Annotated in this window: 12 protein-coding genes; 11 read left to right on the top strand and 1 reads right to left on the bottom strand. The window is 36.3% G+C overall.

Annotated features, from left to right (window positions below; all coding sequences use genetic code 11):
* The first annotated feature begins 116 nt into the window (after positions 1 to 116).
* The 7 genes from V7122_RS09085 (at position 117) to V7122_RS09055 (ending at position 6,173) form a co-directional block, all read left to right on the top strand.
* On the top strand, positions 117 to 1,334 hold the full coding sequence (locus V7122_RS09085; RefSeq protein ID WP_335526399.1) for an EAL domain-containing protein: 1,218 nt from the start codon (positions 117 to 119) through the stop codon (positions 1,332 to 1,334).
* Positions 1,335 to 1,496: 162 nt separating this feature from the next.
* Positions 1,497 to 1,637, top strand: coding sequence for a hypothetical protein (locus tag V7122_RS09080; RefSeq protein ID WP_335348045.1), 141 nt, complete (start codon positions 1,497 to 1,499; stop codon positions 1,635 to 1,637).
* Positions 1,638 to 1,646: 9 nt separating this feature from the next.
* Positions 1,647 to 2,111 (top strand): cytochrome c oxidase subunit II, encoded by a 465-nt coding sequence (locus V7122_RS09075; RefSeq protein ID WP_335348044.1) that lies wholly within the window; start codon positions 1,647 to 1,649, stop codon positions 2,109 to 2,111.
* 14 nt (positions 2,112 to 2,125) lie between these two features.
* Positions 2,126 to 3,823, top strand: coding sequence for a cbb3-type cytochrome c oxidase subunit I (locus V7122_RS09070; RefSeq protein ID WP_335348043.1), 1,698 nt, complete (start codon positions 2,126 to 2,128; stop codon positions 3,821 to 3,823).
* A 286-nt stretch (positions 3,824 to 4,109) separates the two neighbouring features.
* Positions 4,110 to 4,742, top strand: coding sequence for an SCO family protein (locus V7122_RS09065; protein WP_335348042.1), 633 nt, complete (start codon positions 4,110 to 4,112; stop codon positions 4,740 to 4,742).
* A 2-nt stretch (positions 4,743 to 4,744) separates the two neighbouring features.
* On the top strand, positions 4,745 to 5,302 hold the full coding sequence (locus V7122_RS09060; protein ID WP_335348048.1) for a hypothetical protein: 558 nt from the start codon (positions 4,745 to 4,747) through the stop codon (positions 5,300 to 5,302).
* A gap of 229 nt (positions 5,303 to 5,531) precedes the next feature.
* The gene (locus V7122_RS09055; protein ID WP_335348041.1) at positions 5,532 to 6,173 is read left to right on the top strand and encodes a DUF3993 domain-containing protein; all 642 of its coding nucleotides are present in this window, start codon (positions 5,532 to 5,534) and stop codon (positions 6,171 to 6,173) included.
* A 36-nt stretch (positions 6,174 to 6,209) separates the two neighbouring features.
* Here V7122_RS09055 and V7122_RS09050 read toward each other — a convergent pair whose 3' ends face one another.
* The gene (locus tag V7122_RS09050) at positions 6,210 to 6,449 is read right to left on the bottom strand and encodes a glutaredoxin family protein (RefSeq protein ID WP_335348040.1); all 240 of its coding nucleotides are present in this window, start codon (positions 6,447 to 6,449) and stop codon (positions 6,210 to 6,212) included.
* 308 nt (positions 6,450 to 6,757) lie between these two features.
* Between V7122_RS09050 and V7122_RS09045 the strand changes: the two genes are divergently transcribed.
* From V7122_RS09045 to V7122_RS09030, 4 genes are all read left to right on the top strand, one after another.
* Positions 6,758 to 6,994 (top strand): YkuJ family protein, encoded by a 237-nt coding sequence (locus V7122_RS09045; RefSeq protein ID WP_066289674.1) that lies wholly within the window; start codon positions 6,758 to 6,760, stop codon positions 6,992 to 6,994.
* A gap of 431 nt (positions 6,995 to 7,425) precedes the next feature.
* Positions 7,426 to 7,872 (top strand): cyclic-di-AMP-binding protein CbpB, encoded by a 447-nt coding sequence (gene cbpB, locus V7122_RS09040; protein WP_335348039.1) that lies wholly within the window; start codon positions 7,426 to 7,428, stop codon positions 7,870 to 7,872.
* Between the two features lie 105 nt (positions 7,873 to 7,977).
* Positions 7,978 to 9,489 (top strand): MDR family MFS transporter, encoded by a 1,512-nt coding sequence (locus V7122_RS09035; protein WP_335348047.1) that lies wholly within the window; start codon positions 7,978 to 7,980, stop codon positions 9,487 to 9,489.
* Positions 9,490 to 9,585: 96 nt separating this feature from the next.
* Entirely contained in the window at positions 9,586 to 10,488 is a 903-nt protein-coding gene (locus V7122_RS09030; protein WP_335354565.1) for a LysR family transcriptional regulator, read from the top strand.
* The last annotated feature ends 137 nt before the right edge of the window (positions 10,489 to 10,625 follow it).

The following is a 10,625-nucleotide window of genomic DNA, read 5'->3' as shown; positions in this document are numbered from 1 at the left end:
TGTGACCCACATCCTGTGGGCCGCAACTAACAATCAGTGGGGGAAGATCCCCCCCACTGATTGAAGTTTCACTTTATGGAAAAGTATTTTATTAATTAATACTGGAGGGTATGAAAATGGATGCCCTGGAAATATTAACGGATTTGGATCATGTCTTTCCATACTTTCAGCCGATATTTAGTGCGGATGAACTAAGAGTTACAGGCTATGAGATATTAGGAAGATATAAGGGGGAAAATGGAATAGTAAGTTTAGGACCCATTTTTCTAGATGAAAACATACCTGAAGAATACAGGCTGGAAATCGATCATGCCGTTTTAAGAAAGGCGTTAGATAAAGCACTTTTTTTAGAGGATGATACTCTCCTTTTTATCAATAAAGATGCAGATTTATTAATGTTTGATAATGCCGAATCGTTCCTATCCATTTTGTTTGAATACCAAGAAAAGGGGATAAATCTAAATCGGATCGTGTTAGAATCGACTGAGCGTATCTACAAGGGTGAAGTAGAGCATTTAGATCATCTATTAAATTATATTCGGACTTATGGTATTAAGATTGCCATTGACAATATGGGGAATGAGAGAAGTCATTTAGATAGAATTGGGCAAATCTCGCCGAATATTTTAAAGGTTGATTTGAATGAATTGCGTTCTACTGCTTCTGCCCATATATTACATGATATTTTACTTTCTATTTCTTTATTAGCGCGAAAAATTGGGGCCACTTTGCTTTTTAAAAACATTGAAATGGTCTATCAGCTTCAATTTGCTTGGAGAAATGGGGGAAGATACTATCAGGGCTATTATTTGCAAAAGCCGTCAGAGGAGTTTGTAGACCGTGATATTCAGAAGGAGAAACTGAAGGAAAAATGGCACGAATTTATTTCTTACGAGAAGAAAAAACTCGAAGAATTGTATAATGTAACAGAGAAGTTCAATGAAAGGCTGACTCAGTTTCTGCAAACAAAAAATCGCAGAATGCTCGGATATGAGGATTTAATAAAGGAACTTTCGTTATCTTTAACTGATGTCGCTTTTCGCTTATATGTTTGTGATGAGAATGGAATTCAGACATCTGCCAATATTTTTAAAGAAGATAATAATTGGTTGCTTCAGCCAGAATACCTCCATAAAAACTGGAGCTGGCGTCCCTATTTTTTCGAAAATATTTTGAAAATGAAAAAGGAAAAACGAGGTATCTTATCTGATTTATACAGAGATATAGAAACAGGGCAAACAATCCGAACTTTTTCGTATCCGCTAAATGCGCTTGAATATATATTTATAGATCTTTCATATGATTTCCTTTATGAACATGAAGGATTACTTTAAAGGCCTCCGAATTGGAGGCCTTTTTTTGTCTAAATTTTGTCTGAAAACGACATAGTTTTTTAAAATTTAGTACGGATTAGATAGGTGTGATTCACTTCACTACAATGAGAACCTTTCGCAATTATTATGTAAGTATAAAGAACAAAAGGAGGTTGGGTTCAGATGGGAGCTACAAAACAAGAAAGTAAATTAAAGGTAGAAGAGGAATCACAAAAAGGAACAGGCTTATCCGTAACCTTAGTCGGGGCAGTTATTCTGATTACTTATTTTGTACTATTCGGTTTATATATGGGTAGAGTTTAGGGGGGGAAAATGATGCATCGTGGAGAAAAAATATGGCTGACATTAAGCTTTGGAATGATAATGATATTCATGCTTATTACTGGTTATCAAGGATTTGCCTTAGGGATGGCACCACCAAGTCATAAGGAAACAATCGACCCGCAAAAGGTAGACCAAACAGCACCATTTGATCAGCCAGGAATTAAAAAAATTGGTGAAAATGAATATGAAGTGGTTATGACTTTGCAAATATTTAGTTTTACTCCAAGTAATATTGAAGTGCCTGCTGGATCAACCGTACATTTCACAATGACTTCTAAAGATGTTGTGCACGGATTCCAAGTAGCAAATACAAATATTAATACGATGGTAATGCCTGGTCATATTTCAAAAATTACGCAAAAGTTTGACAAACCGGGTGATTATTTAGTGCTTTGTAATGAATACTGTGGTGCTGGCCACCAGTTAATGAGTACTACCATTACAGTTAAATAAAGGGGGGAAGTTCAGTGGAAACGGTTTTACAGCAAAAGGGAAAATCAACAGCATTTAAAGATCAAGCAAATAAAGTGCTTGGTGTAAATTTAGAGGATGCAAAAATATCGAAATCATATTTATCTGTTGCATTTATAGCATTACTTCTTGGCGGATTGTTAGGGTTATTGCAAGGATTAAACCGTGCTGGTCTTCTGGAGCTGCCATCATGGGCTAATTATTATCAAGTATTAACCGCACACGGCTTACTACTAGTTGTTGTGATGTCAGCTTTCTTTACAATTGGTTATTTTTATGCAGGACTTTCACATACATTAGGCGGTCTTCTTCCAAAAGTTAGAAAAATGGCTTGGATAGGTTTTTGGATGAAGATATTCGGTTTTGTATTAGTAGTAATTCCAATCTTAATGAATGAAGCATCTGTTATGTATACATTCTATCCGCCAATGGCAGCTCACCCAGTATTTTACTTTGGTTTAGTGTTCATTGTACTAGGTGTTTGGATGCTTTCAGCTGGAGCATTTATTAATATAGCGAATTGGAGAAAGAATCACAAGGGACAACATCTTCCAATTCTTGCTTTCTTTGCTACTGGTGTATTTGTATTACTAGTCGGAGCAACTGCTTTTGTTGCGGTTGAAGTACTATTTATGATTATTCCATGGTCGCTTGGCTGGGTGGATACAATCAATGTTATGGTTGCCCGTACTCTATTTTGGGCTTTTGGACATACGGCAGTAAATATTTGGTATTTGACAGCTGTGTCTGCATGGTACGTCATAGTGCCAAAAGTTATTGGGGGCACACGCTTTAATGACTATTTAACTCGAGTTGTTGTTATTGCATTAGTTATTATGAATATTACTGGTGGATTCCACCATCAAATTATTGACCCGGGTATTTCAGTACCAGTAAAATTCATGCACGTGTTTATGAGTTTAGCAATTGGATTCCCTTCATTAATGACTGCGTACGCAATGTTTGCGGTATTTGAACGTACTGGAAGAAGAAAAGGCGGAAAAGGACTTTTAGGCTGGTTTAAAAAATTACCATGGGGCGATGTTCGTTTCCTATCACCATTTATCGCAATGGCTGCATTTGCACCAGCTGGAGCAGGCGGTATTGTACAAAGTACGAACCAATTAGACCAGGTTGTTCATAATACAATGTGGATTGTCGGTCACTTCCATTTAACATTAGGTATGTCCGTAGTAATGACATTCTTTGGCATTAGTTATTGGTTAATTCCACATTTATCAAAACGAGTATTAACACCGCAAATGAATAAATTAGGTGTTATTCAAACGATTATTTGGACAATTGGTATGATAATTATGTCCGGATCCATGCACACAGTTGGATTGTTTGGTTCACCGCGAAGAACTTCCTTTACAACGTATGGTGACTTTTCAACAACATTAGGCTGGGATCCATATATGATGATGATTGGAATTGGTGCAACACTCCTAATGATCGCAGTAATTATTCAGGTGTATGCAGTATTTAATTTAATGTTCTTTGCACCAAAGGGAGAAACAGAATTCCCTATTGCTGAAGTGGAAGATGGAGAGGCTAGAACTCCATATATGACTGAACGTTGGGGAGTTTGGATTGTTGTAATGTTAATAGTTATTGCTATGGCATATGTTTTACCACTAACAGATATGATTGTTAATGCACCACCAGGTTCACCACCATTTAAAACTTGGTAAAATCGAAATGCGGAAGCGGCTCGTTCAGCCCCGACAAGCATAAGACGCTCTATGAAAGAAGGTGCTCTTTGCCTTCATTCATAGATTGGCTTATGACCTCGAGGTCGACAAAAGCGCGACGTCCTGTCGCATTGTCGACACTAGTACGTCCTGTACGTCGGGGCTAGCCGCTGCAGCTGGACAATGATTGACAATTGAGATAGCTCATATGCAGGGCTATCTCTTTTTAATAAAAATTAAGAAAAAAACCAAAAAAAGCAAAATAATGATTTGGGAAGTGATTTCCGTGATCAAAAACCGGCATAATACAATTGCTATTATTGTTGTATTACTGTTTGGATGTGTGTTGTTTTTTATAGCGACAGATGGATTCCGAGCATTTACGGCAGAAACCGCGAGAGTGAATCAGCTAATGGAGGAAAAGCCCGTATTCCCTGATGTCACTTTGGAGGATAACAAAGGACGGAAATATTCAATTTCTGAGTTTAAAGATAAGTATGTATTCATAACGTTTCTTTATACATCATGTGCAACTGTCTGCCCCCAATTAGAAATGAATATGGCTCAAGTCTATGAATTGCTGCCAAGAAAATATATCGGGGAAGACATCGTTTTTTTGAGTATTAGCTTTGATCCGACTAGAGATGACCCAGCAACATTAGAAACATACAGAAAGGCTTTTAATAGTGATGGAGAAACTTGGAGGATGGCGAGAATACCTAATCAAGCTGAATTAGACTCCTTGCTGGAGAAATTTGGCGTCATTGTCATTCCTGATGGGCTTGGGAATTTCACTCATAATTCTGCATTTTATTTAGTTGATGAAAAAGGCCGTTTAGTTGATGTTATGGATTATACGAAGATTGAAGAAGCTGCTGCTAAGGTAACAAGCATTCTTGAAAATGAAGCGGGGGTGTAATGATGACACAAGTTATATATGCCTTACTGTTATATATTTTCCTGATGCTTCCTCCTGTAGCAAATTTAGTAGAATCCATCATGATTACACATATGCATATGCAGATGCCCCTGCTTGTGATCTCAGGATTTTTTATGGCACGTTTTTTTCAATTGCGGTTTCCTCGTTTTTTCGAAAAGTGGAATAGTAATGGTATACCGGGAATTATTTTATTTATGGTTATAGCTATATATTGGACAATACCACGAACAATGGATGAGGCCTTGACGATACAAAGTGTAGAAATTTTTAAATTTATCAGTTTGCCTTTCTTAGCGGGAGTTCCACTTAGAGATAGTTGGAAAAAGCTCAGTTCGACTGGAAAAAACGTTATTATTATCATTTTTACAATTAAGTATTTTGGGATGGGTTTTTTATACATTTGGTCACCTGACCAATTATGCAATAATTATTTATTAATTGATCAATTAACCCTTGGATGGGGGTTTTTGACAACGGCTATTGCACTGTTAATTTATTTGGTGTACAAACATTTTGTTGACCCTTCAGAATATGAATAAGATGAAGAAGGTGGATTTTATATCAACAAACCAATGTAAAAAATACTCATAATCCAAATGCTTATCAACAGCTTTGGGTTCTGGGTATTTTTTGTCTAATGAAGGGGCTTTTCGTGTTTTTAAGCTTTTTCCTGTCAGAATCTGCAGTTATTTTGCGAACAAAAACATCGTTCTGTCCCTTTGTTTGTTGATAAAATGAGAATTATTAAGAAATGAAGGGGACGATAGAATGATCAGGCTTATCAGTAAAATACTTCCAATAATTGTTGCGATAGCTTTCATTTTTCCAACGATAACGAAAGCTGAGAAGATGTTATCCAATCGTGAAGATGTTTTTGCTTTTGTCCAAGCTGCCTATCAAGCTCAGCTTTCACTTGGTGAAAAACCTAGGACAGTGGAGGAAATTGATAAAATATTGTCTCCATATTTTACTGAAGAAGCAAAAAGGATTTTTTTAGAGGAAAACCTTTTCTCAGAAAATAGTTTGTATATTACATATGGAACTGATTTCCCATTTTATTATATTCCCTACTTTAGCTTTACAGATGAAACGAAGCTAGTCTCGCACGAAAATGAAAAGTATTTTTTTGAGTTTTTCCCTGAGATGGATGAAGGTCCTGTTTCTTATGAAAGCCATTATGAAGGCTTATTATTAACAGTGAGTGATGGTGGTTGGAGAATAGCTGAATTTTTATATAATAATATTCCTGAGGAGCTGTTGCAGCCAGAGAAAGAGCAAACTCACTCAACAAGCAAAGATCATATAAACTACTTTCAGAAAAAAATAGTCCAATCATCTTTGCAAGTTGGCTTATGCTTGAATCCATTAGAGTTTTTAATCAAATATGGCAGGTTTTGCTCGACTTTATAAAACAGTAAGTGAACAATCCAATAAAAAAATGAATGGTTATTCTTTAATATCTAAAATATCCTTTAACCTTTCTAAATCAAAACCAGTGATAACTTCTTCTCCAATTACGATTGTTGGGGTAGAAAATGATTGATATTTATTTATTAAATCATTTCTAGCTTTTTCGTCTTTTTTAATATCTTTTGCTGTATAAGAAAAGCCGTATTCACTTAAGAATCTTTTCGTTATTTCGCAAGGCGGACAATCTGGCTGTGTATAAATGGTAATTTCTTTCATTAAGGCTCCCTCACTTTCATTTCTATATTAGTGTAAATGGTCAGTGAATTTCAATCAATTATTCTCGATGCAATCATGATGATAAGACTGTTTTCCATTCATATCTTATTCCAGAGGTTCTCAAAAGTAAAAAAACGAGAAAAAAAATATTTTTTTCTTGTACAATTGGGTTACATTAATTTATGCTGTTAATATTGGTATGCAAGGGAATGGAATTGAAATTTCTGAATTTAATCATTTAGGATAGAAACATGCCAAAAGAGAAACCTAAATATAATGTTTAAGGTTTTTGTGAAAGGAGAGGGAGCATGTCACAGCTTCAAGGGATATTAACACGTTTAAAAAACTTACAGGAACAATCTACAGGCGGAGAGCCGATGCAACGTTTTTTCGAGGTGAACGGCGAGAGAAAATGTCAGGTAACGTACCAGCCAAAAAGTGAAATGTTTGAGTTAGAAGTCTATAATGATAAGGAAAAACCTAAAAGGTATCAATTTGATAATATTGATATGATTACGATAGAAATTTTTGATCTAATTCAATAAACCATTTAGAAGGGAGCCAATTACGGTTCCCTTTTTTGGCCGATAGGAAAGTATAACTTTCCTATTAGGCATAAGAGCAACTACGCCTCTGTCTTCGCCCTTTGGGGCTCGCCAATCGGCGAGTTTTCTAATACATTTAAATCTTTCCAATAGTTAATTATAGTAATGAGGTGATGAAATGATGCTTCCGACTGTAAAGTGTCCTAAGTGTTTAACGGAATCTGAAATAACTTCCGTTTTAACGGCTCAATCGAACCAAAATGTCATTTATACATGCTCACGTTGTCAATACGAGGTTAAGGACATTCATACTAGTAAAGGATGATTAATCCTAATGATTTTAGGAGGACGTTACTTTTTAGGAGCAACTAAATGAAAACTGTGTTAAACTAAAATAGATAGATAATAATAATTTTTGAGGAGTTTCGGCGATGATCAGTCTTCACAGCGGGGAGTTTTTAGAAAAGAATATCCGAAATTTTATGATACCATCAGAACGGGTAGCACATGTTCAAATTGGCAATAATTTAGAGCATGCTCTTTTAGTGTTAACAAAAAGCGGCTACACGGCCATTCCTGTACTTGATCCGTATTATAAACTTCATGGCTTAATAAGTACCCCGTTAATCATGGACTCAATTCTAGGCCTTGAGAGAATTGAATTTGAACAGCTGGAAAAAAAGCGCGTAGAAGAAGTAATGAATCGGAAAATTCCAAGACTAAACATTAATTCATCCATCCAGGATTCAGTTGCTTTATTAATTGACAATCCATTCCTTTGCATTGAGAATGAAGATGGTTTTTTTGAAGGAATATTTACACGAAGAACCGTAATGATAGAGTTAAATAAACAAATTCGCAAAATGAATAAAAACTAATGCTCCCTTTCAAGGGAGCTTGATTTTTTTATTAGATAAGCACGTATACTAATTTAATTACGAGGAGCGAAACGATTTTAGGAGGAAAATGGCTTGGAACAGGTAATGGAAAAATCATTTATACATAAAGATAAAAAACAAACAAGACGTCCTTTAGTGCTAGCTTCGGTGATGCTAGCTATGTTTATGGGGGCGATAGAGGCTACAATTGTTTCTACTGCAATGCCAGTGATCGTAGGGGATTTAGGCGGATTTTCTTTATATAGCTGGGTGTTTTCTGCTTATTTGCTGATGAATGCAGTGACTGTACTTATTTATGGGAAGCTATCTGATTTATTTGGAAGAAAACCGATTTTAATTATTGGGATTGTCATTTTTTTAATTGGCTCGATATTATGTGGATTTGCACAATCCATGAAAATGCTCATCATCTTTAGATTAATTCAGGGCATTGGAGCAGGGGCTGTTATGCCGATTGCTACAACCATTGTCGGTGATATTTATACGAAGGAAGAGAGAGCCAAAATTCAAGGATATTTATCAAGTGTATGGGGGATATCTGCCATTATGGGCCCAGCAGTCGGCGGAATTTTAGTCGAATATGTAAGCTGGCATTATGTATTTTGGATTAATATCCCTCTTGGTATTTTGGCCATTATCGGAATATCGAAATTTCTTCATGAAAACATAGAAAAGAAAAAGCCTCAGATAGATTATATAGGTGCACTGCTTCTGACGGTTTCTATTTCATCGTTAATGATTGTCTTAGTGGAGGGAGGAGTTAATTGGGCCTGGACCTCATCAAAGGCCATTAGCTTGATAGGCATTAGCTTGCTAGCTTTCCTATTATTTGTTTTTCAGGAAAAAAGAACGCCGGAACCGATGATGCCTTTTAGCATTTGGAAAGAACGCTCAATCCTTATCGCTAACTTAGCTTCCTTAACGACAGGAGTTATCCTAATAGGAATATCGAGCTTTCTGCCAGCATTTGTTCAAGGTGTGATGGAGCGCTCGCCAATAGTTGCTGGATTTACGCTAACAACTATGTCAATTGGCTGGCCGATTGCCTCATGGTCAGCAGGTCGATTATTGTTAAAAATCGGGTTTAGAAGCACGTCAATTATTGGTGGTTTATCTCTCATTTTAGGATGTATAGTGTTTGCTACTCTTTCCCCCGAGGCAGGACCGCTTTGGGCCGCATGCGGATCTTTTCTTGTAGGTGTTGGAATGGGGCTAACCTTAACAACCTTTATTGTTTCAATTCAGAGTACAGTCAGCTGGCATCAAAGAGGCATTGCAACAGCTGCCAATATGTTTATGAGAAATTTAGGAAATACAATTGGGGCAGCCTTGCTTGGCGGAATATTAAATAATCGAATTATGTATTACTTTCAAGAAAAAGGGCATGGTGCTGGAGAAGATTTATCGATTGATTCAACGAATATTCTTTTGAATGAAGAGGAAAGAAATAAACTTGCAGATGGATTAAAAGCATTGCTTCAAGATGGCCTTACTTTTTCTTTACAAACGGTTTATTATACAGTGCTAATTTTTGCTGTAATCAGCTTTATCCTTGTTATGTTACTGCCAAAGAAAGAACCAGGCTCTGCAAAGTAATTGCAGGGTCTTTTTGTAATAAAACCGATTTTTCACCAACAATGAAACTTTAAACTTTTTAGGTTATAGTAGAAGAAAAAAGAACGGAGTGAACATATGTCATCACTTTCTGAGTTTCACTTTCTTTCGGTCCTTGCTCAGGAAATGAATATGAGGAAGGCAGCTGAGAGATTATTTGTTTCACAGCCTGCTTTATCTCAGCGCTTGCAAACGATTGAGAAAGAGTGGGGAGAAAAATTATTTGTCCGTTCTCAAAAGGGATTATCTTTAACACCTGCTGGGGAACTTGTCATAAAATTTATTAATGAGGTTATTGTGAAAGAGGAAAAGGTGAGGGAATCCATCCATGCGCTTAATGCAGAAGTTCATGGAACTTTGAAGATAGCTGTTGCCTCTATAGTTGGGCAAAATTGGCTTCCGCAAGTATTAAAGAAATTCGTAACCCGCTACCCTCAAGCAAAGGTTTCTCTATTGACCGGCTGGAGCAGTGAAATATTAAAATCAATTTATGAAGATCAAGTACATATTGGAATTATACGGGGCACACCAGATTGGAAGGGAATAAAAATTCATCTTTTTAAGGACCCTCTTTATTTGGTCGACACTGAAATTACATCACCTGAACAGATTTTAAATACAGATCGCCCATTTATTCAGTTTAAAAGTGATTCTAATTACTTTCAGGAAATTCAAGATTGGTGGCTTCGGACTTTCAAGACAGCCCCAAAAAGAACGATCGTAGTTGATCAAATTGAAACATGTAAACAAATGACATTCAACGGGATCGGTTATGCGATTTTGCCTGCAATTACTTTAAATGGTGCTGAGAAAAACATATTTAAAGTACCGTTGTTGGATGAGCATGGCCTTCCCTTAAAAAGGGATACATGGCTGCTTGGCTATGAATCTGCTTTCCAGCTTAAGCAGGTACAGGCCTTTGTTGAATTAATAAAGGAATTTATAGAAGAGGAAGGAAATGAAGACAGAAGCAGTGAGTAAAAGGGTTAGGATGAGCATTTTGTTTTATTCCGAATGATAACTTTGTTAAAATTGATATTGAAACAATATTCCGACAGCCAATAAATTATTGATTAAATTCTGTAAAAAGAGGGTAAAAATTGTAATGGGTTTATATC

It is taken from the genome of Bacillus sp. JJ1532 (genome assembly GCF_036965085.1).
GTDB lineage: Bacteria > Bacillota > Bacilli > Bacillales > Cytobacillaceae > Cytobacillus.
This window is presented reverse-complemented; position numbering and strand designations above follow the sequence as displayed.